24 protein-coding genes are annotated in these 26,399 nt (G+C 64.9%); 15 read left to right on the top strand and 9 right to left on the bottom strand.

Annotated features, from left to right (window positions below; translation table 11 throughout):
* A partial coding sequence (locus ACTRWB_RS13720; protein WP_446902208.1) for a symmetrical bis(5'-nucleosyl)-tetraphosphatase occupies positions 1–789 on the bottom strand: 789 nt, incomplete at its 3' end.
* 343 nt (positions 790–1,132) lie between these two features.
* Between ACTRWB_RS13720 and rfbB the strand changes: the two genes are divergently transcribed.
* From rfbB to ACTRWB_RS13665, 11 genes are all read left to right on the top strand, one after another.
* Entirely contained in the window at positions 1,133–2,194 is a 1,062-nt protein-coding gene (rfbB, locus tag ACTRWB_RS13715) for a dTDP-glucose 4,6-dehydratase (protein ID WP_446902207.1), read from the top strand.
* 11 nt (positions 2,195–2,205) lie between these two features.
* Positions 2,206–3,099: a glucose-1-phosphate thymidylyltransferase RfbA gene (rfbA, locus tag ACTRWB_RS13710; RefSeq protein ID WP_446902206.1), complete on the top strand. Its 894-nt coding sequence runs from the start codon at positions 2,206–2,208 to the stop codon at positions 3,097–3,099.
* Positions 3,084–3,635 carry a dTDP-4-dehydrorhamnose 3,5-epimerase gene (rfbC, locus tag ACTRWB_RS13705; protein ID WP_226255203.1) on the top strand — a complete coding sequence of 184 codons (552 nt, stop codon included), beginning with the start codon at positions 3,084–3,086 and terminating at the stop codon, positions 3,633–3,635. The genes rfbA and rfbC overlap by 16 nt, the downstream gene beginning before the upstream one ends.
* Positions 3,628–4,524: a dTDP-4-dehydrorhamnose reductase gene (rfbD, locus tag ACTRWB_RS13700; RefSeq protein ID WP_446902205.1), complete on the top strand. Its 897-nt coding sequence runs from the start codon at positions 3,628–3,630 to the stop codon at positions 4,522–4,524. The genes rfbC and rfbD overlap by 8 nt, the downstream gene beginning before the upstream one ends.
* Before the next feature lie 66 nt (positions 4,525–4,590).
* Positions 4,591–5,373 carry an ABC transporter permease gene (locus ACTRWB_RS13695; protein WP_060066064.1) on the top strand — a complete coding sequence of 261 codons (783 nt, stop codon included), beginning with the start codon at positions 4,591–4,593 and terminating at the stop codon, positions 5,371–5,373.
* Between the two features lie 10 nt (positions 5,374–5,383).
* Positions 5,384–6,133: an ABC transporter ATP-binding protein gene (locus tag ACTRWB_RS13690; protein WP_446902204.1), complete on the top strand. Its 750-nt coding sequence runs from the start codon at positions 5,384–5,386 to the stop codon at positions 6,131–6,133.
* A gap of 104 nt (positions 6,134–6,237) precedes the next feature.
* A complete protein-coding gene (locus ACTRWB_RS13685; RefSeq protein WP_446902203.1) occupies positions 6,238–8,820 on the top strand; it encodes a methyltransferase domain-containing protein in 2,583 nt (860 codons plus the stop codon).
* Positions 8,821–8,967: 147 nt separating this feature from the next.
* Positions 8,968–9,828 carry a glycosyltransferase family 2 protein gene (locus ACTRWB_RS13680; protein ID WP_446902202.1) on the top strand — a complete coding sequence of 287 codons (861 nt, stop codon included), beginning with the start codon at positions 8,968–8,970 and terminating at the stop codon, positions 9,826–9,828.
* Positions 9,825–10,784: a UDP-glucose 4-epimerase family protein gene (locus tag ACTRWB_RS13675; RefSeq protein ID WP_446902201.1), complete on the top strand. Its 960-nt coding sequence runs from the start codon at positions 9,825–9,827 to the stop codon at positions 10,782–10,784. Before ACTRWB_RS13680 ends, ACTRWB_RS13675 begins: the two co-directional genes overlap by 4 nt.
* A 5-nt stretch (positions 10,785–10,789) precedes the next feature.
* The gene (locus ACTRWB_RS13670; RefSeq protein WP_446902200.1) at positions 10,790–11,806 is read left to right on the top strand and encodes an MraY family glycosyltransferase; all 1,017 of its coding nucleotides are present in this window, start codon (positions 10,790–10,792) and stop codon (positions 11,804–11,806) included.
* 12 nt (positions 11,807–11,818) lie between these two features.
* Positions 11,819–13,693, top strand: coding sequence for a polysaccharide biosynthesis protein (locus ACTRWB_RS13665; RefSeq protein WP_446902199.1), 1,875 nt, complete (start codon positions 11,819–11,821; stop codon positions 13,691–13,693).
* An 88-nt stretch (positions 13,694–13,781) separates the two neighbouring features.
* Here the strand turns inward: ACTRWB_RS13665 and ACTRWB_RS13660 are convergent, their stop codons facing one another.
* The 5 genes from ACTRWB_RS13660 to ACTRWB_RS13640 are packed head-to-tail and all read right to left on the bottom strand — an operon-like array spanning position 13,782 to position 19,219.
* Positions 13,782–14,888 (bottom strand): MraY family glycosyltransferase, encoded by a 1,107-nt coding sequence (locus ACTRWB_RS13660; RefSeq protein ID WP_446902198.1) that lies wholly within the window; start codon positions 14,886–14,888, stop codon positions 13,782–13,784.
* A 27-nt stretch (positions 14,889–14,915) separates the two neighbouring features.
* Positions 14,916–15,938, bottom strand: coding sequence for a UDP-glucose 4-epimerase GalE (galE, locus tag ACTRWB_RS13655; protein WP_446902197.1), 1,023 nt, complete (start codon positions 15,936–15,938; stop codon positions 14,916–14,918).
* 15 nt (positions 15,939–15,953) lie between these two features.
* The gene (locus tag ACTRWB_RS13650) at positions 15,954–17,090 is read right to left on the bottom strand and encodes a glycosyltransferase family 4 protein (RefSeq protein WP_446902196.1); all 1,137 of its coding nucleotides are present in this window, start codon (positions 17,088–17,090) and stop codon (positions 15,954–15,956) included.
* 51 nt (positions 17,091–17,141) lie between these two features.
* A complete protein-coding gene (locus ACTRWB_RS13645) occupies positions 17,142–17,966 on the bottom strand; it encodes a glycosyltransferase (protein ID WP_343495115.1) in 825 nt (274 codons plus the stop codon).
* Entirely contained in the window at positions 17,963–19,219 is a 1,257-nt protein-coding gene (locus ACTRWB_RS13640) for a lipopolysaccharide biosynthesis protein (protein ID WP_446902195.1), read from the bottom strand. Before ACTRWB_RS13640 ends, ACTRWB_RS13645 begins: the two co-directional genes overlap by 4 nt.
* Before the next feature lie 257 nt (positions 19,220–19,476).
* Between ACTRWB_RS13640 and ACTRWB_RS13635 the strand changes: the two genes are divergently transcribed.
* The 4 genes from ACTRWB_RS13635 to waaA all read left to right on the top strand — a co-directional run bounded on the left by ACTRWB_RS13635 (position 19,477) and on the right by waaA (position 24,362).
* On the top strand, positions 19,477–20,871 hold the full coding sequence (locus ACTRWB_RS13635) for a phosphomannomutase/phosphoglucomutase (protein ID WP_446902194.1): 1,395 nt from the start codon (positions 19,477–19,479) through the stop codon (positions 20,869–20,871).
* 174 nt (positions 20,872–21,045) lie between these two features.
* Entirely contained in the window at positions 21,046–22,041 is a 996-nt protein-coding gene (gene waaC, locus ACTRWB_RS13630) for a lipopolysaccharide heptosyltransferase I (protein WP_048251505.1), read from the top strand.
* Between the two features lie 43 nt (positions 22,042–22,084).
* Entirely contained in the window at positions 22,085–22,969 is an 885-nt protein-coding gene (locus tag ACTRWB_RS13625; protein ID WP_446902193.1) for a Kdo hydroxylase family protein, read from the top strand.
* Between the two features lie 37 nt (positions 22,970–23,006).
* Positions 23,007–24,362: a lipid IV(A) 3-deoxy-D-manno-octulosonic acid transferase gene (gene waaA / locus ACTRWB_RS13620; protein WP_446902192.1), complete on the top strand. Its 1,356-nt coding sequence runs from the start codon at positions 23,007–23,009 to the stop codon at positions 24,360–24,362.
* Between the two features lie 69 nt (positions 24,363–24,431).
* On the opposite strand, the gene ureG is transcribed toward waaA, so the two are convergent.
* The 3 genes from ureG to ureE are packed head-to-tail and all read right to left on the bottom strand — an operon-like array spanning position 24,432 to position 26,399.
* Positions 24,432–25,079: an urease accessory protein UreG gene (gene ureG / locus ACTRWB_RS13615; protein ID WP_423759371.1), complete on the bottom strand. Its 648-nt coding sequence runs from the start codon at positions 25,077–25,079 to the stop codon at positions 24,432–24,434.
* A 17-nt stretch (positions 25,080–25,096) separates the two neighbouring features.
* Complete coding sequence (locus tag ACTRWB_RS13610; protein ID WP_446902191.1) at positions 25,097–25,777, bottom strand: urease accessory protein UreF; 681 nt, start codon at positions 25,775–25,777, stop codon at positions 25,097–25,099.
* The gene (gene ureE, locus ACTRWB_RS13605; protein ID WP_446902190.1) at positions 25,764–26,399 is read right to left on the bottom strand and encodes an urease accessory protein UreE; all 636 of its coding nucleotides are present in this window, start codon (positions 26,397–26,399) and stop codon (positions 25,764–25,766) included. Before ureE ends, ACTRWB_RS13610 begins: the two co-directional genes overlap by 14 nt.

Below are 26,399 nucleotides of genomic sequence, written 5' to 3'. Positions count from 1 at the left end.
GCGCCCGGCCGGGTCGGCCGTCAGGCGCACGGCCGACAATTGATTTCCCCATACGCACCCCGAATCGAGCGCGATGACGTTGTTGCGCAGCATCAGGCCGAGCGCGGCCCAGTGTCCGAATACGACGGTCACGTCTTCGGTGCGGCGGCCGGGGACATCGAACCACGGCAGGTAGCCGGGCGGCGCGCTGGCAGGGCCGCCGCTCGCGCGGAATTCCATCGCGCCGTCCGGCGTGCAGAAGCGTATGCGCGTGAACGCGTTGAATGCGACGCGCATCCGGTCGCGTTTTTTCAGGTTCGGATGCCATTGGTTCGGTTCGTTGCCGTACAGCTGCGAGAGCGTGTCGCGCCAGTGCGGCGCGCGCAGCGCGCGCTGCAGTTCATCGGCGAGTTCCAACGCGAGCGTGACGTCCCATTGCGGCAGGACGCCCGCGTGGACGAGCAGCATCTTGTGCTCGAAATGCGCGAACGGGAGATGGCGGACCCATTCCAGCAATGCTTCGGCGTCGGGCGCGTCGAGGATCTCGCCGATCGTGTCGCCGGGGCGCTCGGTGCGGATGCCGGCTGCGACCGAGAGCAGGTGAAGGTCGTGGTTGCCGAGGACGACGGTGGCGCGGGGGCCGAGATCGACGAGCGCGCGCAGGGCGGCGAGGGAGGCCGGGCCGCGGTTGATGACGTCGCCGGCAATCCAGAGTGGGGTGTCGGGCGGGGCGGCGAGCTTTTCCGTTAGCGCGAGGAGTGCCGAATGACAACCTTGGATGTCGCCGATGGCGATGGGGGGATGGGTCATGAGGTCGGGTGAGCGCTAATTCTCTTTTGAGGGAAGGGTGAAAAATTCTGCAAAATTAGCTATCTGCGCAATTTTTTTGCCATGCGTGACGATTGACCGAGCAGGGGCTTTCGCGATCGATGGGGGTTCGCACCGCTGTTTCAAGTTGTTAGCAGCATGGCTTTTGCGTCTGAGGGCTTCCTATAATTGCTGCTTCCCGCGAGAAAATTAACATCAGATGACTTTGGAGTGCATGGCGACCGGTTAAAATGCCGGGCCTGAGGCGGCCGGACAATGTCGCCACTGCAATATCCGACATGGCAAGGTCGAGTGGTGCTTGCCGTGAAATTCTAGAGGGAGCCTCATGATCCTGGTTACGGGCGGCGCGGGTTTTATCGGTGCCAATTTTGTACTCGACTGGCTGCATCAATCCGATGAAGCCGTGCTCAACGTCGACAAGCTGACCTACGCTGGCAATCTTCGCACGCTTCAGACCCTGGAAGGGAATCCGACGCATGTGTTTGCGCGTGTGGACATCTGCGATCGCGCCGCGCTTGATGCGCTGTTCGCCGAGCACAAGCCGCGCGCTGTCCTGCACTTCGCCGCCGAAAGCCACGTCGATCGTTCGATCCACGGCCCTGCGGATTTCGTGCAGACCAACGTCGTCGGCACGTTCACGCTGCTCGAGGCAACCCGTCAATACTGGAACAGCCTGAGCGACGCCGACAAGGCGGCGTTCCGTTTCCTGCACGTGTCGACCGACGAGGTGTTCGGTTCGTTGTCCGCAACCGATCCGCAATTCTCCGAAACGACGCCGTACGCGCCGAACAGCCCGTATTCCGCGACCAAGGCAGGCTCCGACCATCTGGTGCGTGCGTACCATCATACGTATGGCCTGCCGACGCTGACGACAAACTGTTCGAACAACTACGGTCCGTACCAGTTCCCCGAGAAGCTGATTCCGCTGATGATTGCGAATGCGCTTGCGGGCAAGCCGCTGCCGGTTTATGGCGATGGCCAGAACGTGCGCGACTGGCTGTATGTCGGCGATCACTGCAGTGCGATCCGCGAAGTGCTCGCGCGCGGCGTACCCGGCGAGACCTACAACGTCGGCGGCTGGAACGAGAAGAAGAACCTCGAAGTCGTGCACACGCTGTGCGACTTGCTCGACAAGGCACGTCCGAAGGCGGCGGGTTCTTACCGTGACCAGATCACCTATGTTACGGATCGTCCGGGCCACGACCGCCGTTACGCGATCGATGCGCGCAAGCTCGAGCGCGAGCTCGGCTGGAAACCTGCCGAAACGTTCGAGACGGGTCTCGCCAAGACGGTCGACTGGTATCTCGACAATCAGGTCTGGGCCGACGAAGTGGCGTCGGGCGAGTACCGCAAGTGGGTCGAGACGAACTACGCGAAACGCACCTGAGGAGAGAAGCGATGGCACGTAAAGGCATCATTCTCGCCGGTGGTTCCGGCACACGGCTGTATCCGATCACGCACGTCGTATCGAAGCAGCTCCTGCCGGTCTACGACAAGCCGATGATCTACTATCCGCTGTCGACGCTGATGATCGCGGGTATCCGCGACGTATTGATCATCTCGACGCCCCAGGACACGCCGCGCTTCGAAGCGATGCTCGGCGACGGCAGCCAGTGGGGGATGAACATCCAGTACGCGGTGCAGCCGTCACCCGATGGTCTTGCGCAGGCCTTCATCATTGGCAAGGCGTTCGTCGGCAACGATCCGTCGGCACTGATCCTCGGCGACAACATCTTCTACGGCCATGACCTGGCGAAGCAACTCGAGCGTGCGCATACGCAGGAAACCGGCGCGACCGTGTTTGCGTATCACGTGCACGACCCGGAGCGTTATGGCGTCGTCGAGTTCGACAAGTCGTTCCGGGCGCTGTCGATCGAGGAGAAGCCGGCGAAGCCGCGGTCGAACTATGCGGTGACAGGGCTGTACTTCTACGACAACCGCGTGTGCGACATCGCGGCCGACATCAAGCCGTCGCCGCGCGGCGAACTGGAAATCACCGACGTCAACTCGCGTTATCTCGCCGACGGCGCGCTCAACGTCGAGATCATGGGGCGCGGTTACGCGTGGCTCGACACGGGCACGCACGATTCGCTGATCGAGGCGGCAAGCTTCATCGCGACGCTGCAGCGGCGGCAAGGTCTCGTGGTCGCGTGTCCGGAGGAAATCGCCTATCGTCGCCGCTGGATCGACGCGGAGCAGGTGCTGAAGCTCGCGCAGCCGCTCGCAAAGAACGCGTACGGGCAGTACCTCAAGAACATTCTTACGGATCAGGTTGCATGGCCATCCAAGTAACGGCAACGGCACTGCCCGAAGTCAAGATCATCGAGCCGAAGGTATTCGGCGACGCGCGCGGGTTCTTCTACGAAAGCTTCAACGGGAAGGAATTCGCCGAGCAGGTCGAACCCGGCATCGAATTCGTACAGGACAATCATTCGCGGTCGTCGAAGGGCGTGCTGCGAGGGTTGCACTATCAGGTGCAGCACGCGCAGGGCAAGCTCGTTCGCGTCGTCGAAGGCGAAGTGTTCGATGTTGCAGTCGATATCCGCAAGCGTTCGCCGAACTTCGGCAAGTGGGTGGGCGTCGTCCTGTCGAACGACAACCATCGTCAGCTGTGGGTGCCGCCGGGCTTCGCACACGGTTTCGTCGTACTGTCGGATGCCGCCCAGTTTCTTTACAAGACGACCGACTACTGGTTCCCGGAGCACGAACGCAGTATCGTCTGGAACGATCCTGCGATCGGTATCCAGTGGCCGATCGATTTCGAGCCGTTGCTGGCCGCGAAAGACGCCGCAGGCAAGCGCTTGAGCGAAGCAGAAGTCTATGCGTGAGATGAGCGTGAATCCTGAACCGACGATCCTCGTGACCGGCGTGAATGGGCAGGTTGGGTTCGAGCTGCTGCGTTCGCTGCAAGGCCTTGGGCGCGTCGTGGCATGCGACCGTTCGATGCTGGATTTGTCCGATCTCGATCGGGTGCGCAGCGTCGTGCGTGAGCTGAAGCCGTCGATCATCGTGAATCCTGCCGCCTATACGGCCGTCGACAAGGCGGAGACGGATGTCGAAGCGGCTCGTCGTCTGAACGCCGACATGCCGCGCGTGTTGGCCGAGGAAGCTGCGAAGCTTGGCGCGGCGCTGATCCACTATTCGACCGACTACGTGTTCGACGGTACGAAGGCAGGCGCCTATGTCGAAACAGACGTGACGAATCCGCAGAATGTCTACGGACTCACGAAGCTCGAAGGCGAGCAGGCGATCGCTGCGACCGGATGCCCGCATTTGATCTTACGTACGAGCTGGGTGTATGGTCGACGCGGCAAGAATTTCCTGTTGACGATGCTGAAACTCGGCAGCGAACGGCCGGAGCTGCGCGTCGTCGCGGATCAGGTCGGCGCGCCGACGTGGTCGAAGACGATCGCGGTCGCGACGTCGCATATCGTCGCACAGGGTGTGACGGGCCATTCGGACTGGTGGGCGGAACGTTCGGGCATCTATCACTTTACGGCGTCCGGCGCGACGTCGTGGCACGGTTTTGCCGAGGCGATCTTCGCGACTGCAATGGGCGATCGGTCGCCGGGCGTGGTGCCGATTCCCGCGAGCGAGTATCCGGTGCCTGCGAAGCGTCCGGCCAATTCCCGGATGGCGCTCGACAAGCTCACCGCGACGTTTGGCGTGCGGATGCCGGCTTGGGACGATGCGTTGCGACTCTGTCTCGGCGAATAAGTTGACGATGCCCGACGATTGTCGAAGGGCATCTCAATGCGCTGTTCAATCATTCTATAACTTTGCATGCTGATTCTTTCACTCGCTGATCTCAAACAAAGCATCGCGTCGTGGCGGTTGTGGACGCTGCTCGGCTGGCTCGAAATCCGCCAGCGCTACGCGCGTTCGCGCCTCGGACCGTTCTGGCTCACCATCAGCATGGGCGTAATGATTTCGTCGCTCGGCGTTGTCTACGGGACGTTGTTCGGACAGAAGCTCAGCGAATATCTGCCGTATCTTGCATCGAGCATCGTGCTGTGGGGACTGTTTTCCCAGACAGTTCAGGACGGCAGCGTTGCCTATATCAACAGCTCGTCATACATCCGCCAGATGGCGACGCCGAAACTGATCTACATCCTGCAGGTCGTCTGGCGGAACCTGATCGTGCTCGTGCACAACTTCGTGATCATCGTCGCGCTGCTGCTGATCTTTGGCGTGAAGAACTGGGAAACGCTGCCGATGTTCATCCCGGGGCTCTTCCTGTTCATCCTGAACGCGCTGTGGATCGCGATGGTGGCGGGCCTGCTGTCGGCTCGTTTTCGCGATCTTCCGCAAATCATCGGAGCGCTGCTCCAGGTTGCGTTCTATGTAACGCCGATCATTTTCCGTCCGGATGCGTTGACCCGTTTTGCGTTCATCGTCGAATGGAATCCGCTCGCCTATCTGATCGATGTCGTACGCGGCCCGCTGATCGGGCATATGCCAAGTGCGTTGACCTGGGGGGTGGTGATTGGTATGGCCGCCATCGGCTGGCCGCTTGCACTGCTTCTGACCGGTCGGTTTCTGAAGCGCATTCCGTATTGGGTTTGAGGGTCGCGACATGGCATACGTAGAACTGAAGAACGTGACGCTGGACCTGCCGATCTATGACGTGCAGGGGCGTTCGCTCAAGAAGCAGGTCCTCCGCATGGGCCGACGGAACCGGATCGCCGAAGGAAGCGACGGCGTGATTGTCGTGCGGGCGCTCGACGACCTGAGCTTCCGGTTCGAGCGCGGCGATCGTGTTGGGCTGATCGGCCACAACGGCGCAGGGAAATCGACCCTGCTGCGCGCGATGGCCGGGATCTATCCTCCGACTGCGGGTACGCTGCTGCGCGACGGAAAGGTCGTGCCGCTGCTCGACATTGGGCTGGGTATGGACGAAAACTCGACCGGCATGCAGAACATCCGGCTGCGCGGGTTGATGCTCGGGATGTCCGATTCGGAAATCCGCGCGAAGCAGCGCGACATCGCGGAATTCAGCGAACTGGGCGACTATCTCGACTTGCCGATTCGCACCTATTCGAGCGGCATGCGGGTGAGGCTCGCGTTCGCTGTTTCGACAGCGGTCGATGCAGAAATCCTGTTGCTCGACGAAGTGATGGGTGTCGGTGATGCGTCCTTCATGCACAAGGCGGAGGCGCGGCTTGCAGACCTGCATAGCCGTGCCGAAATCGTCGTGCTCGCAATGCATTCGAATTCGGAGATTCGCAAGGTGTGCAACAAGGCGCTCTGGATGGAGCGTGGTCGCGTACGCGCGTTCGGCCCGGTGGAAGCGGTGGTGTCGGAGTACGAGGCCGCGACGGCGTGACTGCCGTCGATCGGTCGCTTTACACGGTTAAGGGAGAGTGAACGTCACGTTCCGCTATATGCAGCCCTTTACCTGTGAGTTGAATTATTTCTGGACGGTAAGCTATGTCGCATCCTCAGCAACAGGCATTTTGCTCGGCGGTCAAGAGCCGATTTCCGCAGTTTTTCCAGGGTGTGTTCGGCCTGGATATCGGCTCGCTGGATATCAACGGCAACAACCAATTCCTCTTCGATGCCGATAGCCTGTACCTTGGCATCGACGTCGCGGAAGGGCGAAATGTCGATCTCGTTTGCCCTGCACATGAACTCGGCTTGCCTCCGGATACGTTCGATGTCGTCGTATCGACGGAATGTCTGGAGCATGACCGTTATTGGGACAAGACGCTGCGCAACGCGGTCAGGATGCTGCGTCCCGGCGGACTGCTGCTGATCACATGTGCGACCGATGGGCGACCGGAGCACGGAACCCGACGGACGACGCCGCACGATGCGCCGTTGCTTGCAATAGCGGACAGCGAGTGGGCCGACTACTACCGCAATTTGACGGAGGCCGATATTCGTGCCGCGCTGAATATCGACGAGACATTCAGCCACGTCGAATTTTCGACCAACGACGAAACGCACGATCTCTATTTTTTCGGTGTCAAGCATGGCGTGCTGGAGAGAACGGCCGAGCGGTCCATTGGATTGCCGTCGCATCCGGTACGGCTGCTCGAGACGAATCTTCGCACGCAGCTTGGGCAGTCGAACGAGGCGCTTGCGCGTGCGACGATGGAATTGCAGGTGCTGCGGTCCGAGCGAAGCGAACTCATGCGATCTCTGGATCGGCAGATGGATCACGTCACCCAGGAGTTGAGTGGCGTGCAGGCTCGATTGCACGATCTGGTGACGGAGCGAAGCAGTGCGCTGGCCGCACAGCGCGATGAATTGTCGGCGAGGCTGCAGCATGTATCCGGTGAAATTAATCGGATTTATGCGTCAAGATCCTGGCGCATCACGCGCCCTCTGAGAATGTTGACGACACCGTTGTACCGATTCAAACGGGTCGCATCGCGCGCACGCAATGCGCTGCGCTATGTTGCGCGAGGGGATTTCCGAGGTCTGCAGCAGCGTCTCGATGCAGTGCGAATGGATCGCGCAATCGAGAGCCATTTGAATTCCGGCCCGCCGCAGACCTGGGGGGTGATGACGACGCGTCACACGCTGTTCATTGCGCACCTCATCGCGGATCGACTGCGCAAGCAGGGCTGGCAGGTAGACATCATGACAGAAGCGCCGCCGCGCTTTGAGCATGACATGTATGTGGTCGTATGCCCGCAGATGTTCAAGCGGTTGCCGCCCGGGGAGCGACGCATCGCGTTCCAGATGGAGCAATCGGTCAGCTCGCGATGGTTTACCGACGACTACTTGCGGACGCTTGAGGGTTCGTTTGCGGTTCTCGAATATTCACTGAAGAACATCGAGTTCCTGGACAGCAAGGGTATCAAGTATCCGCACGTCCATTACCTGCCCGTCGGAGCGAGCCGCGACTACAAGGCCGACATCGTTGCCGAGTCGCTCGAGAAGAAATGGGATCTGTTGTTCTACGGCGATGCGAAGAGTTCGCCGCGTCGCCGGCAGATGCTCGAAACGCTGCAGAAGCATTTCAACGTGCGCATCTGCAGCGAGGTGTTCGGCGACGATGTGGCGAGGGAGATTCGCCAGGCTCGGGTCGTCGTCAATATCCACTACTACGAAAATGCGCTGCTCGAGATGCCGCGCATCCAGGAGTGCCTGTCGCTTGGTGTGCCGCTCGTATCGGAGTCGTCGAGCGATCAAGCCGATTATCCGGAGATTTTCGATGCGGTCACGTTCTTCGACGAGGGGGACGAACAGGACATGCTGCGCGCAGTGCAAGCCGCGCTTGACCGGAGCTATGACGCGGAGGCGATCGCGCGAGCCGTGGACCAGGGGAGCCTACGCTTCGGATTCATGTTCGACCGCTTCCTGACCGCGATGAATTTCCTGCCGCCGACCAAACTGCTGGACGACGGACTGCCGTTGCCGGACGGTGCGACGCGGGTCGTGCTGTCGTTGCCGGAAACGATCGCGCGCCGACGCATTTACGAGGCCGCCGCAGCGGAAAATTGTGTCGTATTCGATGGCGTGCGTCTCCGTCCGGGTTGGGTCGGATGCGGGCTGTCTTATTCGGCTCTCGCGCGCCATGCGCAGCGTAAAGGCCTGCATCGACTGACTGTTCTCGAGGACGATGCGTTGCTGCCGGAAGACTTCGAGAAGAAGATCGGCATCGTCAATGCCTATCTTGATTCGAAGGACGGTCAGTGGGACGTCTTTTCAGGCTTGATCGCGGTTCTGCATCCTGGGACTCGCGTGATCGGCGTCGAGGACTTTCAGGGCATGCGCTTCGTGACAATCGACAAGATGACGAGCACGGTCTGCAATATCTACAACGAGCGGGCGCTGCGCATGCTGGCCGAATGGGACTCGAATGACCGCAACGATCAGACGAACACGATCGACAGGTACCTCGAGCGTCAGGCGGATCTGCGCGTGGTGGTCGCACTCCCGTTCCTCGTCGGTCATCGTGAGGATGTCTATTCGACGCTGTGGGGATTTCAGAACACCCAATACAACACCCTGATCGAAAATAGCGAGCGTGAGCTGGGGCGGCTTGCCGAAACGGCTTGATGCGAGCGCGATGCTTGCCCGTGCCGGGTCTTGTGGCGCGCCAAGCCGTTCCCGGCTTGGCTGCGGCACAGGGTGCACTGTCATGCGGTCTTGCCGGCATTCACAAACTCGATTCGTTTTAGTCTTTACTGAAGATACCGTCAGCAAGTGATCCCTCATTCCGTCGAATCTTCCCGCGCCTCGAAGTCCAGCGACGAAGGCCTGTCGGTTTCCGTTGTTACCTACCACTCTGACGAAGCGCTGCTCGTGCGAACGTTGTCCAGTCTGCGCGCGGCATGCGACAACCTGCGGGCAACACGCGCCGATCTGGCCGTTCGCGTTCAGCTTGTCGACAACGGCGGTTTGCCTGATCTGTCGGAAACGCTTGAAACGTTCGACCGCGCGGGTATCGCGTACGAGGTGTTTGCAGGGCATGGCAACGTCGGTTATGCACGCGGCCATAATCTCGCGATCGATACGGCCCGAAGCCGTTACCATCTTGTATTGAATCCTGATATCGACCTCGAGCCCGGCACGCTCGTGCACGCGCTCGAATTTCTCGATGCCCATCCGGAAGCGGCGTTGCTGTCGCCGTGGATCGGAGACGACGCGGGACAGACCCAGTATTTGTGCCGACGATACCCTGCGTTGTTCGACCTCTTCGTGCGCGGCTTTTTGCCGGCGTCGTGGAGAGAACGATTCGCGCTCCGGCTTGCGCGCTACGAGATGCGGGACCGGATCAATGAATCCGACGTGGTCTGGGATCCGCCGATCGTCAGCGGTTGCTTCATGTTGTTCCGGACCGAGTTGCTCAAGGCACTGGAAGGATTCGATCCGCGCTACTTTCTCTACTTCGAGGATTACGATCTGAGCTTGCGTACCGGCGCGCGCGCGCGTATCGCCTATGTGCCCGCGGCGCGCGTCGTTCATCACGGCGGCGGTGCATCGCGCAAGGGCATGGCACACGTTCGCATGTTCGTAGCGTCCGCGTTCAAGTTTTACAATCGCTTCGGATGGAAATGGCTATGAACCGCGTCGTGGTGACGGGAGCGAACGGGTTCGTTGGCCGAGCGTTGAGTCGCGCGCTGATAGCCCGCGGGCACGCGGTGACGGGGCTCGTGCGGCAGGTCGGCGGATGTGTCAGCGGTGTGCAGGAATGGTTGTACGACGGGCGCGATTTCGCCGGACTCACGGACGCGGAATGGCCGGACGCGGATTGCGTTGTTCATTTGGCCGCACGCGTGCACGTAATGAACGATGCCGCGTCGGATCCCCTCGCGGCGTTTCGTGCGACGAATGTCGATGGAACGCTGCGCGTGGCGGAGGCGGCGCGGCGGCGTGGGGTGCGGCGCTTCGTGTTTGTCAGCAGTGTCAAGGCGATCGCCGAAAGTGACGGCGGCCGGCCGCTGGGCGAAGACGATCCGGCGCGCCCCGAAGACGCGTACGGCCAGTCGAAGCTCGAGGCTGAACGTGCGTTGCGGCAGTTCGCGGCCGCGTCCGGGCTCGACGTGGTGATCGTCCGGCCACCGCTCGTGTACGGTCCGCATGTGCGCGCCAATTTTCTCGGCATGATGGACGCGATCTGGAAGGGCCTGCCGTTACCGCTCGGTGCGATAGCGGCCCGGCGCAGTCTGGTGTACGTCGATAATCTCGCAGATGCGCTCGTGCGTTGTGCCACCGATCCGCGCGCGACACAGGGTTGTTTTCACGTGGCGGACGACGATGCACCGACCGTCACCGAGTTGCTCCGGATGGTTGGCGATGCGCTCGGCAAACCGGCGCGGCTGTTTCCGGTGCCGGCCGGCGCATTGCGGGCACTCGGCAGGCTCACCGGCCGCAGCGCCACCGTCGACCGTCTGACGGCGAGCCTGCAGATCGATGCCGATCGCATGAAACGAGTGCTGGACTGGCACCCTCCCTATACGACTCGACAAGGTCTCGACGCAACTGCCGTATGGTATCGTTCGCGCGATATCCAGAAATAGGCAACATGTATTACGCGATTACCACGTGGCTCACCGCCGCCGGAGTGGCTCTTGCAAGCGCCGTCGCCTCGACGATGATCCTGCGCGCACTGCTTGTCACAGGGCTGGCATGGCGGCTCGCTACCGATATCCCGAACGATCGTTCGCTTCACGTGCGACCGACGCCGCGAGTCGGCGGATGGGGCATCGTCCCGGTCTGCGTGATCGCGATGCTGTGGTTCGCGCCGCAGATGTGGTTGATCGCTGTTGTGGCGGCGGGGCTGGCAGCCTTGTCGCAGATCGATGATCGGCGCGGGCTACCTGCCCGTGTGAGATTTGCCGCGCATCTGGCGGCGGTCGTGGTGCTGATCGTCGCCTATCCGGCCTCCGCCCCGTGGTGGCTCCTCGCTGGCGTCGGTTTTGTGATGGTCTGGTTGATCAATCTCTATAACTTCATGGACGGCGCGGACGGCCTTGCCGGTGGCATGGCACTGTTCGGCTTTGGCGCCTACGCGGTTGCCGCGCTGGCCGGTGCGCATCCGTCGCCTGATCTGGTCGCGGGTGGTGCGGCGATCGCGGGTGCAGCGTTAGGCTTTCTGCTGCTGAATTTCCATCCCGCGAAGCTGTTTCTTGGCGACGCCGGTTCCATTCCGCTCGGATTCATGGCCGGTGCGCTCGGCTATTGGGGTTGGCGACACGGGGTCTGGCCGATCTGGTTTCCGGCGATGGTGTTCGCGCCCTTTATCGCGGACGCATCTGTAACACTCCTGCGACGTTTGTTACGCGGAGAAAAGTTCTGGCAAGCGCACCGAGAGCATTATTATCAAAGGATGGTGCGCTCGGGCATGGGTCATGGCCGCACTGCTATTTATTGGTACCTCATCATGTTCACAGGCATAATCGTTGCTTTGTGGGCATTGGGCCGTCAGGAACTGCAGCAGTGGTTGCTGTTCGTTGCTTGGTATGGCGTCCTGGCATGCATCGGATTCGTGATCGACATGCGCTGGCACCGGATTCAAAAGGCCGCCGAAAACAATTCATGAGGTCTCTCGCCGATGTTGCGATCAAAAGCATCATGGCTGTCGTTCAGTGCATTCGTGTTCGACCTGCTGGCGGTTGTCGCCGCGTGGCTGTTTGCTTATCTCGTTCGGTTCAATGGCAGTATTCCGCCTGATTTCCTGGGCGGTGCGCTGACCGCGCTCGTCTGGGTATTACCCGTCTACGGGCTGACATTCCACGTGTTCGGCCTGTATCGCGGGTTGTGGGTGTTCGCGAGCCTGCCCGATCTGATGCGCATCGCGAAGTCGGTTGCCGGCGGCGGCGTGATCGTGATGATCGGTGCCGTGATGTTCCAGCCGACGCCGATCATTCCGCGCTCGGTGCTGCTCGTGTCGCCGCTGATGCTGTTCCTGGCGATGGGCGGCGCACGTGCGCTGTATCGCGCGACGAAGGAGTACTACCTGTACGGCGGCCTCGTCGGGAAGGGCAAGCCGGTGCTGGTGCTCGGTGCCGGCACGGCCGGCGCGAGTCTCGCGCGCGAACTGTCGCGCTCCGGCGAATGGCGCCTCGTCGGCCTGCTCGACGACGACGTCACCAAGCAGGGCCGCGAGATCTACGGCTACAAGGTGCTCGGATCGTTCAACGATCTGAAACACTGGACCGACGCGATGAAGGTCGAATACGCGATCATCGCGATTCCGTCGGCGTCGGTCGAAACGCAGCGCCGCGTCGCGACGCTGTGCGTGCGGGCCGGCGTGAAGGCGATGGTGCTGCCGTCGCTGACCGCGCTGATGCCGGGGCAGGGCTTCCTGTCGCAGGTGCGGAACATCGATCTCGAGGATCTGCTCGGCCGCGATGCCGTGACGATCGACACGCCGCACGTCGAGGCGCTGCTGCGCGGTCGTGTCGTGATGGTGACGGGCGCGGGTGGCTCGATCGGCTCCGAGCTGTGCCGGCAGATCCTGCGTTTCGCGCCGGCGCAGCTCGTCGCGTTCGATTTGTCCGAGTATGCGATGTACCGGCTGACCGAGGAGTTGCGCGAGCGCTTCCCCGACCTGCCGGTCCTGCCGATCATCGGCGATGCGAAGGATTCGCTGCTGCTCGATCAGGTGATGTCGCGCCATGCGCCGCACATCGTGTTCCATGCGGCCGCCTACAAGCACGTGCCGCTGATGGAGGAGCACAACGCATGGCAGGCGCTGCGCAACAACGTGCTCGGCACGTATCGCGTGGCCCGCGCGGCGATCCGCCACGATGTGCGTCACTTCGTGCTGATCTCGACCGACAAGGCCGTCAATCCGACCAACGTGATGGGCGCGAGCAAGCGCCTCGCCGAAATGGCCTGCCAGGCGTTGCAGCAGACGAGCGGGCGCACGCAGTTCGAGACCGTGCGCTTCGGCAACGTGCTCGGCAGCGCGGGCAGCGTGATCCCGAAGTTCCAGCAGCAGATCGCGAAGGGTGGCCCGGTGACGGTCACGCACCCGGAGATCACGCGTTTCTTCATGACGATCCCGGAAGCGTCGCAGCTCGTGCTGCAGGCGTCGAGCATGGGGCATGGCGGCGAGATCTTCATTCTCGACATGGGCGAGCCGGTGAAGATCGTCGATCTCGCGTGCGATCTGATTCGCCTGTACGGCTTCTCGGAAGACCAGATCCGCATCGAGTTCACCGGGCTGCGGCCGGGCGAGAAGCTCTACGAGGAGTTGCTGGCGGACGACGAGACGACGACGCGCACGCCGCACCCGAAACTGCGGATCGCGCGCGCACGGGAAGTGCCGGACAATTTCCTCGACGAGTTGCTGCCGTGGCTGATGCAGCATCGCGTGCTGCCCGACGACGAAGTGCGCCGCGACTTGCGGCGCTGGGTGCCGGAGTATCAGACGGCTACGGTTCCGGCGCTGAAGAGCGTGCGGGTCGCGTCGAACCGCTGACGGCCCCCGCGGCCGCTGCACGGCTACCGATCCGCCCAAAAGAAAAGCGCCCCGCGGGGCGCTTTTTTCATGCCGGGCCGCGAACGGGTCAGCGGCCGTGGCGGTGCTTGCGCACCACCATCCATCTCGGCGCGCGGAACCGCACGATGCTGATGTACAGCCACACGTAGGTCAGTGCGAACAGCACGACGAACACGAACAGGTGCACCGTGTGCCGCCAGAACAGCGTCGCGGGTATCACCGCGACGAGGCACAGCAGCCACAGGTACGGCGACGTCAGCGAATTGCGGCGCGTCAGGTCGTGCGCGTGCTTCGTGCCGACGGCCCAGCGCATCAGCCGCTTGTACACGAGCATGTGCAGGTGCACGCCGTCCGGAATGCCGGGCGACATCCCGCGGATGAATTTCTTCCGGTAGATCGAGAAGCAGGTCTCGAAGATCGGATACATGAACAGCAGCACCGGATACCACGCGGATACCTCGCGGTTGCGCATCACGAGCAGGATCGCGAGTTCCGCGAGCATGAAACCGATGAAATATGCGCCGCCGTCGCCGAGAAAGATCAGCCCGGCCGGGAAATTCCACAGGAAGAAGCCGAGCACGGCGCCCATCATGATGATCGACGCGGACATGACGACGGGGTCGCGGACCTGGAACGCGACGTACGCGAGCGACGCGAACATCATGAAGCTGACCATCGACGCGAGCCCGTTGAAGCCGTCGATGATGTTGATCGCATTCGCGAGCGCCGCGACCGCGAGCACGGTGACGAACGCCGAAATGGCCACGTAGTGGAGCAGGAAATCGAGCGGCGGCACGCTGATGCGGGTGACCGAGATATCCATCAGCCAGAACGCGAGCGCGGCCGCGCCCATCGTGCAGAGCAGCCGCGCGCGCGGCGACACGCGCTTGGTCAGGTCCTCGACGAGGCCGGACAGGAACGCCGGCAGCCCGCAGGCAACGATGCCGAGAATGCTGCCGGCGATCGTCGGATAGCGCCGCGACAGGATCAGCGCGGCAATGACGACCCCCGCGAGGATCCCGATGCCCCCGACCCGCGGCACGGGCCGCACGTGGAATTTCTGCACGCCGGCCAGGTCGCTGTCGATCGAGAATTTCTCGTGGAGGTGCGCGTAGCGCACGATGAACAGCGTGACGAGCAGGGAGACGATGAAGCCGGACGCGAAGCTGAGCATGGGATCGCTCGGAAAATGGACAGCGGATTATACAAAACCGCGCGGGTTCCCCTCCTGCCATCGCCAGTGGTCGGCACACATTTCTTCGATACCGAGCGTCGCGCGCCAGCCGATGATGTCGGCCGCGGCCTGCGGGTTCGCGTAGCACTCGCCGATATCGCCCGGGCGGCGCGCGACGATCTCGTACGGCACCGGGCGGCCCGACGCCTTCTCGAACGCGCGCACGACTTCCAGCACGCTGTAGCCTTGCCCGGTGCCGAGGTTCACGACGAAGCTCGCGTCGCGCTTCGCCAGCGCGTCGAGCGCGGCGATGTGCCCCTTCGCGAGATCGACGACGTGGATGTAGTCGCGCACGCCCGTGCCGTCCGGCGTCGGGTAGTCGGAGCCGAACACGCGCAGCTTTTCCAGCTTGCCGACCGCGACCTGCGCGACATACGGCATCAGGTTGTTCGGGATGCCGGCCGGATCCTCGCCGATCAGCCCGCTCACGTGCGCGCCGACCGGGTTGAAGTAGCGCAGCGTCGCGATCCGCCACGACGGGTCGGATACCTCGAGATCGCGCAGGATCTGCTCGGCGATCAGCTTCGACTGGCCGTACGGGTTCGTCGCGGACAGCGGGAACGATTCGTCGATCGGCGAGCGCTCGGGCACGCCGTACACGGTGGCGGACGAGCTGAACACGAACTGCTTGACGTTGCGCTCGCGCATGACCTTGAGCACGGCGAGCAGGCCGCCGATGTTGTTCTGGTAGTACTCGAGCGGCTTCTCGACCGATTCGCCGACGGCCTTGAGCGCCGCGAAATGGATCGTGCCGGTGATCGGGTGCGCGTCGAACACCTTCGCGAGCGCGGCTTCGTCGCACACGTCGATCTGGTGGAACGCGGGCGTCTTGCCCGTGATCTGCGTGATGCGCCGCAAGGACTCGGACTTGCTGTTGACGAAGTTGTCGACGATCACGACATCGTAGCCGTTGCCGAGCAGCTCGACGGTCGTGTGCGAGCCGATATAGCCCGCTCCGCCGGTGACGAGGATGGTGCCTTTAGCGGTCATAGCTGATGCGCTCCTTCAGAGGGTGATACCGGTTAACGAATGGATGGTACGCCGGTAGCGTTCGACGACCTGCTGCTCGTCGAATTCCGTCGTGACCTTCTGCCGGCCGCGCGCGCCCATCGCGTCGCGTCCGGCCGTTCCGAGTTCGATCATGCGAAGCAGTTGCTCCGCGAGGCTCGCGCTGTCGCGCACGCGGCACAGGAAGCCCGTTTCGCCGTCGGCGACGACGTCGCGGCAGCCCGGCACGTCGGTCGCGACGATCGGGCGGCCCATTGCCGATGCTTCCATCAGCGTGCGCGGCACGCCTTCGCGGTACGACGGCAGCACGACGCAGTCGGCTGCCGCGATATGCGGGCGCACGTCGTGCGCCTCGCCAAGATACTCGACGATGCCTTCGCCGACCCACGCGTCGACGTCCGCGCGGCCGATCGCGCTCGGATTGTCGACGCCGAGCGGCCCGAGCAGCTGGAAGCGCGCGTTCGGGAAGCGGGCACGCACGATGCGCGCGGCCTCCACGTATTCGCGCACGCCCTTGTCCCACAGCAGCCGGCCGATCAGGATGAAGACGGGCGCGTCGCCGGCGGGCAGCGGCGCGGGCGCGAACTGTTCGAGGTCGACGCCTTCGCCGTGCAGCAGCCGTGCGCGGTCGGGATGCGCGAGCAACTGCTCGTCGGTGAAGGTCGCGAGATCGTCGCGGTTCAGGAACCAGACTTCACGCGGGAAGCGGAACGCGAACCGGTACAGGCGCTTCGCGACGCTCGCCGCGCGGCTCTTCTGGATGAAGACGTAACCGAGCCCCGTCGTCACCGCGATCGACGGCACGCGCGCGAGCCACGCGGCGACCGAGCCGTAGATGTTCGGCTTGATCGTGTAATGGAACACGAGACCGGGCTTCAGCGCGCGGTAGTGGCGCACCAGCGCGGCGAGCGTGCCGAGATCCTCGCGCGGGCTCGTGCCTTTCGACGCGACCGCGAGCGCCACGTAGCGGCAGCCCATCTGCTCGAGCAGCGGCACCGTGCGGTCGTGCGGCGCAATCACGATGACCTCGGCGCCGCGCGCGACGAGCGCACGGATCAGCCCGTGGCGATACGTGTAGATCGCCCAGGCCGTGTTACAGACGAGCGCGATGCGCAGCGGGGAGGTGGCGGACATGAAAAAAATGAAAAATAAAGCGTCGAAAATGCCGGCTGAGCCGAATGGTCGTCAGGCGGACGGCCGCGCGGCGAACAGCGTCTGCTTGATCCGCTGCAGCGTGCGGTACGGCGTCACGAAATGCAGCAGGTTCTTGGCGAGACCGGCCCAGTCGTACGGGTTCAGCGCGTTGAAGTGGCTCAGCAGCAGCGTGAGCGTCGACACCAGCTGGCGCCGGCGCTTGGTCGCACTGATCCCGCCCTCGTTAAGCTCGTAATACAGGCCGAGTTCGGGCAGGTTCGCGCAATCGTAGCGTTGCATTAACCGCAAAAAAAGATCGAGATCCTCGGCCGCGCGGTATTTCGCACGATAGTTGCCGACTTCGCGCACGGCGTCGATGCGCAGCATGACCGACGGATGCACGAGCGGCGAACGCAGGAAGCGCGTGCGGCGCAGCGTGCGCGGATCGGCGGGCGGCGTCAGCATGAAGCGCGGCTCGCCGGCGCGCGACACGACCTGCGTCCACATGCCGACGCAGGCCACGCGCGGGTGAGCGCCGAGATACGCGCGCTCCTTCGCGAGGCGCTGCGGCGCGGCGAGATCGCCCGCGTCGATGCGGGCCGCATAACGGAAGCCGCGCGCCGCGAGCGCGTCGATGCCGGCCGCGAGCGCGCGCTCGATGCCGACGTTCTCCGGCATGCGCAGTACCTCGATCGCGAGGCCGGGCAGGTCGGGCGCGACGATCGGCGGCGTGCTGCCGTCGTCGACGATCAGCACCTGCACGGGCGCGTCCTCGCGAAACGACGCGAGGGTCCGAACGACGTCGTCGTGCCCGTTGTAGGCCGGCATCAGCACGGCCACGTCGTCGAGCGGGGGCGGGCAATCAGGGGACGTCATGGTCGCAGCTTGAAACGGATGTAATAAAAATTGACGGCGGCGGCGGCCAGGTAGCCGGCCGCCAGCCCGACGAGCGCGCCGTACAGGCCGAGCCGGGGGATCGCGAACAGGTTGACGAGCGCGGCGATCGCGAGCGCGAGCAGCCATTTCGACAGCAACACGAATTTTGCTTGATATTTGAGAACGATAAGATTGCCTATCGCCTCGATGCCGGCCGGCACGGACAGCCAGACGGCCCAGCGGAAGATGTCGACCGAAGCTTCGTAGCCGCGGCCGAACACCTTGCCGACGATCAATGGGGCGGCCGCATCGAGCACGAGCGCGCCGGCCGTCATCAGACAGGCCGTCATCGCGATCAGCCGGACGATGTTGCGGCGCAGCCGCGCGACGTCCTGCACGCGGTAGACGAATGCGGGCGCGATCGTCTGCGCGAGCATCAGCGCGAGCGTGATCCAGTTCTCGTTGAGCTGCTGCGCGGCCGAATAGCGGCCGAGATCGGCGAATGACACGTGACGCTCGAGCATCAGGCGGTCGAGCTTCAGGAACAGGTACATGCAGATGAGGCCGAGCCAGAACACGGTGCCGGCCGTCGCAAAGTGCCTGAACAGCGGTTTGTCGAACGTCCAGCCGAACGCGCCGCCGTTACGATGCCGGTAGTACAGCATCAGCGCGAAGCCGATTGCCGCGGCTTCGAGCGCCCACAGCCACGCGAAGCGCGCGGGGCCGGCGGCCGCGCGGACCAGCAGCCAGACGAGCAGCGCCTTCGCCAGCGCGGTGACCATGCTGGTGACGAGCTGCGGCTTGCTGTAGGTCATGCTCTGCAGCCACGCGTTGATCACGCCGACGAACGGCTCGCGGAACACCATCGTGACCGCCAGGCCCGCGAGCATCGCGCCGACCAGCGGATCGAAGGCGCCCGCGGCGATCGCGATCCAGGTCGCGGCGAGCGCGGCGACCGAAACGGCGATGCGCAGCACGAACGCGCTGCCGAGCACCGCGCCGAGCTGGGCGGGCGGGCGCTGGACGATGGTCGGGACGAGGATTTCCGCGCCGCACACCCAGGTGAGCGGCGCCAGTACCAGGAGAAGCGTATTTGCATACTGCCATTTGCCGAACACATCCGGCCCGAAATAACGGGCCAGAAGACCGCTGATCGCGATCGCGACGCCGATCTGCGTGAGCCGTTCGAGCCCCAGCCAGACGAGGTTCGCGACGGCTTTCGCGACATCCGGGTTGCCGAAGCGCTTCAGCATGCGGAGCGACCGGGCACGCACAGGGCGGCCGGCAGGGCGCGCGGAGGCTGCGGGTTGGCGGCGGCGGGACGGCTAGGCATTAAAATGGGCGACATGCGCGTCATCGAAACCCGCGATTATAAGTGGGATCGGGGTCGCTCCAGCCGTTCCGCTCCGTGTCGTGCCGGGACCGGCATGTATCATGCGCGGCACCGGCGAGACGCGGTCAGGCAAGCCAGACAATTTTCCATGCACGCAACTGAGAGAGAAGAGAATCGATGATCTCCCAATCCATCTTCAAGGCATATGACATTCGTGGCGTGGTCGGCAAGACACTCGACGTCGATACGGCGCGCGGGATCGGCCGGGCATTCGGCAGCGAAGTGCGTGCGCAGGGCGGCGACGCGGTCGTCGTCGCGCGCGATGGCCGCCTGTCCGGGCCGGACCTCGTCGGCGCACTCGCCGACGGCCTGCGTGCGGCGGGCGTCGACGTCGTCGATGTCGGCATGGTGCCGACGCCGGTCGGTTATTTCGCGGCGAGCGTGCCGCTTGCGCTGAAGGGCGGCGAGCGCCGCGTCGATTCGTGCATCGTCGTCACGGGCAGCCACAACCCGCCCGACTACAACGGCTTCAAGATGGTGCTGCGCGGCGCCGCGATCTACGGCGAGCAGATCCAGGCGCTGTACCGCCGCATCGTCGACGAACGTTTCGAAACGGGCAGCGGCACCTATGAGCAGGTCGACGTGGCCGATCAGTACATCGCGCGCATCGTCGGCGACGTGAAGCTCGCCCGCCCGCTGAAGCTCGTCGTCGACGCCGGCAACGGCGTCGCGGGCCCGCTCGCGACGCGCCTGTTCAAGGCGCTGGGCTGCGAACTCGTCGAGCGCTTCACCGACATCGACGGCACGTTCCCGAACCACCACCCCGATCCCGCGCACCCGGAAAACCTGCAGGACGTGATCCAGGCGCTGAAGGACACCGATGCCGAGCTCGGCTTCGCGTTCGACGGCGACGGCGACCGCCTCGGTGTCGTCACGAAGGATGGCCAGATCATCTATCCGGACCGCCAGCTGATGCTGTTCGCGGAAGAAGTGCTGTCGCGCAACCCGGGCGCGCAGATCATCTACGACGTGAAGTGCACGCGCAACCTCGCGCAGTGGGTGAAGTCGAAGGGCGGCGAGCCGCTGATGTGGAAGACGGGCCACTCGCTCGTGAAGGCGAAGCTGCGCGAGACGGGGGCGCCGCTCGCCGGTGAAATGAGCGGCCACGTGTTCTTCAAGGATCGCTGGTACGGCTTCGACGATGGTCTCTACACGGGCGCGCGCCTGCTCGAGATCCTGACGAAGTCGGCCGACCCGAGCGCGCTGCTGAACGGGCTGCCGGACGCGATGAGCACGCCCGAACTGCAGCTCTGGCTCGACGAGGGCGAGAACTTCCGCCTGATCGACAAGCTGCAGAAAGAGGCGAAGTTCGACGGCGCCGAGGAAGTCCTGACGATCGACGGCCTGCGCGTCGAGTACCCGGACGGCTTCGGCCTCGCGCGTTCGTCGAACACGACGCCGGTCGTCGTGATGCGTTTCGAAGCCGAGACGCAGGAAGGGCTCAAGCGCATCCAGGAAGACTTCCGCCGGGTGCTGACGGCCGCGAAGCCGGACGTCAAGCTGCCGTTCTGAATGTCGGCGGCCCGCGGGCTGCCGGCGGTGCGACGGCCGATTCGGCGGTCGCGCCCTCTCCGAAAAGCGGCGCACGCGGCAGCGTGCGGCCGCTTTTTGCCTGTCTGGGCCCTCGAGCGCGATAAAATCGCTCCTTTATGTCTGTCGCCGGCTGTCAGCCGGCGTTTTTTCAGCGTGCAAAAGATCCTGATCGTGCGCGTGTCGTCGCTGGGCGACGTCGTGCACAACATGCCGGTGATCGCCGATATCCGGCGCCGCCATCCCGATGCGCAGATCGACTGGCTCGTCGAGGAAAGCTTCGTCGACCTCGTGCGGCTCGTCGACGGCGTGCACGACGTGCTGCCGTTCTCGCTGCGCCGCTGGCGCAAGAAGCCGTTCGCGGGGGCCACGTGGCGCGAGATCCGTGCATTCCGCAAGCGCCTCGCGGCCGAGCAGTACGATCTCGTGATCGACTGCCAGGGTCTCATCAAGACGGCCTGGGTCGCGAGCTGGGCGCGCGGCCCGCTCGTCGGGCTCGGCAACCGCACCGACGGCGCCGGCTACGAATGGCCCGTGCGCTTCTTCTATCGCAAGCGCGTGCCGATCGCGCCGCGCACGCACGTCGTCGAGCGATCGCGGCAACTCGTCGCGGCCGCGCTGGGCGACCCGGCGCCGACGCCGGCCGATCCGGTCGACTTCGGCCTCGACACGCGCGCGGCGGCGCTCGCGGTGGCCGCGCTCGGCCTGAACCTGCCGGTGCCGTACGTGGTGTTCGTCCATGCGACGTCGCGTGCCGACAAGCAGTGGCCGGACGCCGCCTGGATCGAGCTCGGCCAGGCGCTCGTGCGGCGCGGCGCGTCGCTGGTGCTGCCGTGGGGCAACGACGCGGAGCGTGCGACCAGCGAGCGGCTCGCGAAGGAGTTCGGCGCGGCGGCGATCGTGCCGCCGAAGCTGTCGCTGCCGGCCGTGGTCGGGCTGATCGACGGCGCGGCTGCGACGGTTGGCGTTGATACAGGTCTGGTTCACATCGCGGCCGCGCTGAAGCGTCCGACGGTCGAACTGTACAATTTCGCGACGGCCTGGCGCACAGGCGGCTACTGGTCGCCGAACGTCGTCAATCTCGGCACGGCGGGGCAGCCCCCGTCGATCGCGCAGGTGAAGTCGGCGCTCGCGGGCTTCGGTCTCCTGTAATGCCCGCCATGCTTGCCATGCCTGCCACACACGCGAACCGAACATGAGCGAATCCCAGATCATCGAAGTCCCGTCCGCCGACTGGAGCGGACACAACCTGTCGGCGCCGCGCGAGCAACTGCTGGCCGCCGTCGAGGAAGGCAAGGTGCTGTATTTCCCGCACCTGCGCTTCGCGATCGAAGGCGGCGAGGAAGCGCTGCTCAATCCGGCGCTCGCCGATCCGAAACGCAAGAACATCAGCCTCGCGCCGAACGGCGGCGCGCTCGCCGGCGTGCTTGGCGACAGTGTCACGCAGTCGGCCGTGCGCGCGCTCGTCGCGCGCTTCCAGCAGCAGGCCGGCACGCTCGTCGACGGCCTGTTTCCCGAATACCGCGGCAAGCTGCGCGTCGCGCCGACGAGCCTGCGGCTGATGCAGGTCGAGACGCGCCAGACGTCGTGGCGCAAGGACGACAGCCGGCTGCACGTCGATGCGTTTCCGTCGCGGCCGAATTACGGCGAGCGCATCCTGCGCGTGTTCACGAACGTGAACCCGGCTGGCGTGCCGCGCGTGTGGCGCGTCGGCGAGCCGTTCGAGGACGTCGCGAAGCGCTTCCTGCCGCACATCCGGCCGCAGTTGCCGGGCGCCGCGTGGCTGCTGAACCTGCTGCACGTGACGAAGTCGCCGCGCAGCGCGTACGACCACCTGATGCTGAACCTGCACGACAGCATGAAGGCCGATCTCGACTACCAGAAGACGAGCCCGCAGCAGACGATGCCGTTTCCGCCGGGTTGCGTGTGGATATGTTTCTCGGACCAGACTTCGCACGCTGTGATGTCCGGCCAGTTCATGCTCGAGCAGACGTTCTTCCTGCCGGTCGACGCGATGGTCCGCCGCGAATGCGCGCCGCTCGGCATTCTCGAGCGCCTGCAGGGCAGGGCGCTGGTTTGAGCGCACACCTGCTTCGATTCAATACGAGGGCTGCCGCATGCTGAGGGCGATCTATCGCGCACTGTGGTGGCTCGTCGCGCCTGTCGCGGTCATTCGGCTCTACGTGCGTTCGCGCAAGGAGCGCGGCTACCGCGAACACATCGGCGAACGCTTCGGTCACGTGGCCGGCCGCTCGCGCGACGATCGCGCGCCGCTGATCTGGGTGCATGCGGTATCGGTCGGCGAGACGCGCGCCGCGCAACCGCTGATCGACGCGCTGATGCGCGTGCGCCCCGATGCACGCATCCTGCTTACACACATGACACCGAGCGGCCGTACGACCGGCGTACAGATCTTCGGTGATCGCGTGCTGCGCTGCTATTTGCCGTACGACATGCCCGGCGCGGTGCGGCGTTTCCTGCACGCATGGCGGCCGACGCTCGGCCTCGTGATGGAAACCGAGGTGTGGCCGACGCTGATCGACGAGTGCCGCCGCGCGGACGTGCCGCTCGTGCTGACCAATGCGCGGATGTCCGCGCGTTCGTTCCGGCGCGCGGCGAAGTTCGGCACGGCGACGCGCGACGTGTTCGGCGGCTTCTCGCGTGTGCTCGCGCAGAGCCCGGCCGACGCGGAGCGGCTGACGTCGCTCGGCGCGCGCAACGTGACGGTGCTCGGCAACCTGAAGTTCGACATGACGACGCCGCAGGAACTGGCGGCGCGCGGTCATGCGTGGCGCGATGCGATCGGCGCGCGGCCCGTGTGGGTCGCCGCCAGCACGCGCGAGAACGAGGAGGCGCTGGTGCTGCAGGCGTTCGCGGCGATGCGCACGCCCGGTGCGCTGCTGGTGCTGGTGCCGCGTCATCCGCAGCGTTTCGCGGAGGTCGAGGCGCTGGTCGAGCGCAGCGGGCTCAAGTGCATGCGACGCTCCACGTGGGCGGCCGACACGGCCGCGCTCGCGGCCGGCCACCCGGCCGCCGCAGCGCTGCCGGAGGACGTGACGGTGCTGCTCGGCGATTCGATGGGGGAGCTCGGCGCGTATTACGCGGCCGCCGACATCGCGTTCATCGGCGGCAGCCTGCTGCCGCTCGGCGGCCAGAACCTGATCGAAGCATGCGCGGTCGGTGTGCCGGTGCTGATGGGGCCACACGTGTTCAACTTCACGCAGGCAACCGCCGATGCGGTTGCGGCCGGTGCGGCGCTGCAGGTCGAGGATCCGCTCGATCTCGCGCACGTGCTCGACGCGCTGTTCGCCGACAAGGCGCGGCGCATCGCGATGGGCGCGGCCGGCGCGGCGTTCGCGTCGCGTCACCGCGGCGCGACCGCGCGCACGGTGGACGTGCTCGCGGCACTGCTGCCGCCCGCCGAACGCGGCGAGCGCGCGATGCAGGACGGGCAGGACACGTCCGACAAATAGACGGCATGCGGCGTCATGCCGCGCGGGCAGGCGTGGCGGCTTCGTGTGCCGCCGCCGCGCCGCTCACGCTCAGACCGTCAGCAACCCCTTCTTCTCGATGAACGCGATCACGTCCGCGACGCCTTCGAGCGCCTTCAGGTTCGTCATCACGTAAGGCCGCTCGCCGCGCATCTTCTTCGTGTCCGACGCCATCACGTCGAGGTTCGCGCCGACCAGCGGCGCGAGATCGGTCTTGTTGATCACGAGCAGGTCGGACTTCGTGATGCCGGGGCCGCCCTTGCGCGGAATCTTCTCGCCGCCCGCGACGTCGATCACGTAGATCGTCAGGTCCGACAGTTCGGGGCTGAAGGTTGCCGCGAGATTGTCGCCGCCCGATTCGATGAACACGATGTCGGCATCGGGAAAGCGCGACAGCATCCGGTCGACGGCCTCGAGGTTGATCGACGCATCCTCGCGGATCGCCGTGTGCGGGCAGCCGCCCGTCTCGACGCCCATGATGCGCTCCTCGGGCAGCGCGCCCGCCACCGTCAGCAGCCGCTGGTCTTCCTTCGTATAGATGTCGTTCGTGATCGCGACGAGGTCGTACTTGTCGCGCATCGCCTTGCACAGCATTTCGAGTAGCGTGGTCTTGCCGGAGCCGACGGGGCCGCCGATGCCGACGCGCAGCGGCGGCAGTTTCTTCGTGCGGCGGGCGGAGGAGGAAGCAGGTGCGTTCATGGCGAGTAGCGTCGTATTCAGGAGCGGAACAACCGCGAGTACTGGGTTTCGTGCCGCGCGGACAGGATGCCGAGCTGCGGCGCGAACGTGTTGATGGCGTCGGGCGGCGTCGCGAGCGCGCGGCGCACGGCCGCATCGATCGCGCCGCGCAGCGCGACGATGATGCGTTGCCCGGCGAGCTGGCCGAGCGGCACGGCCTTCAGCGCGGCCGACGTCTGGTTCTCGACCCAGCCGAACGCGTACGCGGCGAGCGTCGCGTCGGCGCCGGCGTCGTGCGCGGCCGCCGCGTACGCGAACGCGGTCGGCAGCGCGACCGGCGACAGCGATGCGAGCGTCGTGCGGCGCGCGGCATCGCCCCATTCGAGCGATGCGCAGAGCTGCGCGAGCGACCAGCCCATCTGTTCGGTCTCACGGCGCAGTTCCGCCGATTCGCGGCTGGCGACATACCACGCGTTCTCGGCAGCGAGCGTCGCCGCATCGTGCGCGTGCCAGCGCGCGAGCTGGTGTGCGAGGAACGGCAACTCGCCGTGCGCGAGCACGTCGGTCAGGCCGCTCGCGATCCAGTCGCGCGCGGAATCGGCGTCGCGGATCAGGTTCGCGTCGAGCGCGGCTTCGAAGCCCTGCGAATAGCTGTACGCGCCGATCGGCAGCGCCGGCGACGCGAGGTGCAGCAGCGCGACGAGTTCAGTGGTGGTCATGGCCATGGCCGTGCGCGCATCCGGGACCATGTTGATGATCGTGATCGTGATCGTGATCGTGATCGTGATCGTGATCGTGATCGTGATCGTGATCGTGCGAGTGCCCGTGGTGTTCGCCGAACACCTGCTGCGCGAGCGCGTAATCCTCGGCGAACGTCGCGTCGTGCCCGTGCTTGTGGCCGCCGCCGTAGGCGCCGGCTTCCGGCTGGAACGGCGCGTTCGCTGTGTCGACCTGCGTGCCGAGACGGCGCAGCATGTCCGCGAGCACGGGATCGGCTTCGAGCTTCAGGTAGCCGTCGCCGATCTCGACCGGTGTGTGACGGTTGCCGAGGTGGTACGCGGCGCGCATCAGCGTGAGCGGATCGGCCGCGCGTACGAGCAGCACGGCTTCGGGCGCGGCGGCGACGCGCACGAGCGCGCCGTCGTCGGCGACGAGCACGTCGCCGTCGCGCAGCACGGTGCCGCGCGGCAGCAGGACCGCGACGTCCTCGCCGGTGTCGAGCGTCGCCGCGAGGCGGCTCTTGCAGCGGGCGTCATACGCGAGCGTGAGGGTCGGTGCGCGCGCAACGAGCGACGCGGCGAGTTTCACGTTCGGGGCAATGCGTTTGTCGAGGGTGCGCAT

The organism is Burkholderia sp. YIM B11467, assembly GCF_052952715.1.
This window is presented reverse-complemented; position numbering and strand designations above follow the sequence as displayed.

Coding starts and splice junctions, on each gene's coding strand:
- rfbB (WP_446902207.1), top strand. CDS start 1,133: ATGATCCTGGTTACGGGCGGCGCGGGTTTTATCGGTGCCAATTTTGTA.
- rfbA (WP_446902206.1), top strand. CDS start 2,206: ATGGCACGTAAAGGCATCATTCTCGCCGGTGGTTCCGGCACACGGCTG.
- rfbC (WP_226255203.1), top strand. CDS start 3,084: ATGGCCATCCAAGTAACGGCAACGGCACTGCCCGAAGTCAAGATCATC.
- rfbD (WP_446902205.1), top strand. CDS start 3,628: ATGCGTGAGATGAGCGTGAATCCTGAACCGACGATCCTCGTGACCGGC.
- ACTRWB_RS13695 (WP_060066064.1), top strand. CDS start 4,591: ATGCTGATTCTTTCACTCGCTGATCTCAAACAAAGCATCGCGTCGTGG.
- ACTRWB_RS13690 (WP_446902204.1), top strand. CDS start 5,384: ATGGCATACGTAGAACTGAAGAACGTGACGCTGGACCTGCCGATCTAT.
- ACTRWB_RS13685 (WP_446902203.1), top strand. CDS start 6,238: ATGTCGCATCCTCAGCAACAGGCATTTTGCTCGGCGGTCAAGAGCCGA.
- ACTRWB_RS13675 (WP_446902201.1), top strand. CDS start 9,825: ATGAACCGCGTCGTGGTGACGGGAGCGAACGGGTTCGTTGGCCGAGCG.
- ACTRWB_RS13670 (WP_446902200.1), top strand. CDS start 10,790: ATGTATTACGCGATTACCACGTGGCTCACCGCCGCCGGAGTGGCTCTT.
- ACTRWB_RS13665 (WP_446902199.1), top strand. CDS start 11,819: ATGTTGCGATCAAAAGCATCATGGCTGTCGTTCAGTGCATTCGTGTTC.
- ACTRWB_RS13660 (WP_446902198.1), bottom strand. CDS start 14,888: ATGCTCAGCTTCGCGTCCGGCTTCATCGTCTCCCTGCTCGTCACGCTG.
- galE (WP_446902197.1), bottom strand. CDS start 15,938: ATGACCGCTAAAGGCACCATCCTCGTCACCGGCGGAGCGGGCTATATC.
- ACTRWB_RS13650 (WP_446902196.1), bottom strand. CDS start 17,090: ATGTCCGCCACCTCCCCGCTGCGCATCGCGCTCGTCTGTAACACGGCC.
- ACTRWB_RS13645 (WP_343495115.1), bottom strand. CDS start 17,966: ATGACGTCCCCTGATTGCCCGCCCCCGCTCGACGACGTGGCCGTGCTG.
- ACTRWB_RS13640 (WP_446902195.1), bottom strand. CDS start 19,219: ATGCTGAAGCGCTTCGGCAACCCGGATGTCGCGAAAGCCGTCGCGAAC.
- ACTRWB_RS13635 (WP_446902194.1), top strand. CDS start 19,477: ATGATCTCCCAATCCATCTTCAAGGCATATGACATTCGTGGCGTGGTC.
- ACTRWB_RS13625 (WP_446902193.1), top strand. CDS start 22,085: ATGAGCGAATCCCAGATCATCGAAGTCCCGTCCGCCGACTGGAGCGGA.
- waaA (WP_446902192.1), top strand. CDS start 23,007: ATGCTGAGGGCGATCTATCGCGCACTGTGGTGGCTCGTCGCGCCTGTC.
- ureG (WP_423759371.1), bottom strand. CDS start 25,079: ATGAACGCACCTGCTTCCTCCTCCGCCCGCCGCACGAAGAAACTGCCG.
- ACTRWB_RS13610 (WP_446902191.1), bottom strand. CDS start 25,777: ATGACCACCACTGAACTCGTCGCGCTGCTGCACCTCGCGTCGCCGGCG.
- ureE (WP_446902190.1), bottom strand. CDS start 26,399: ATGCGCACCCTCGACAAACGCATTGCCCCGAACGTGAAACTCGCCGCG.